This is a genomic window from Methylobacterium nigriterrae (assembly GCF_037106235.1).
Classification (GTDB): Bacteria; Pseudomonadota; Alphaproteobacteria; order Rhizobiales; family Beijerinckiaceae; genus Methylobacterium; species Methylobacterium nigriterrae.
The window spans coordinates 1-267 of the sequence record NZ_JBAWTG010000915.1 but is presented as its reverse complement, the minus strand read 5'-3'; the positions used below and the strand labels follow the sequence as shown (position 1 = coordinate 267).

Here is a 267-nt window from a genome sequence, read left to right as displayed (position 1 = left end):
CCCGCCGCGACGCTACGGACAGGAGGTCAGTTCGACAGGCCCTGCAGGATGCGCGCCGTCGCGAGTGCGGCCTCGGCGGCCTCCGCGCCCTTGTCTTCCTTCGAGCCGGGCAGGCCGGCACGGTCCAGTCCCTGCTGCTCGTCGTCGAGGGTGAGCACGCCGAAGCCCACGGGTTTGCCGGTGTCCAGTGCGACGCGCACCAGTCCGTCCGTCGCGGCGTTGGAGACGAAGTCGAAGTGGGGAGTACCGCCCCGGATGATGACGCCC

At 71.2% G+C, this 267-nt stretch carries 1 protein-coding gene; it reads right to left on the bottom strand.

Annotated elements, in window-relative coordinates:
- Window positions 1–26: 26 nt before the first annotated feature.
- Window positions 27–267: 6,7-dimethyl-8-ribityllumazine synthase (locus WDW90_RS39665; RefSeq protein WP_336493064.1), on the bottom strand; the 241-nt coding region annotated here is incomplete at its 5' end.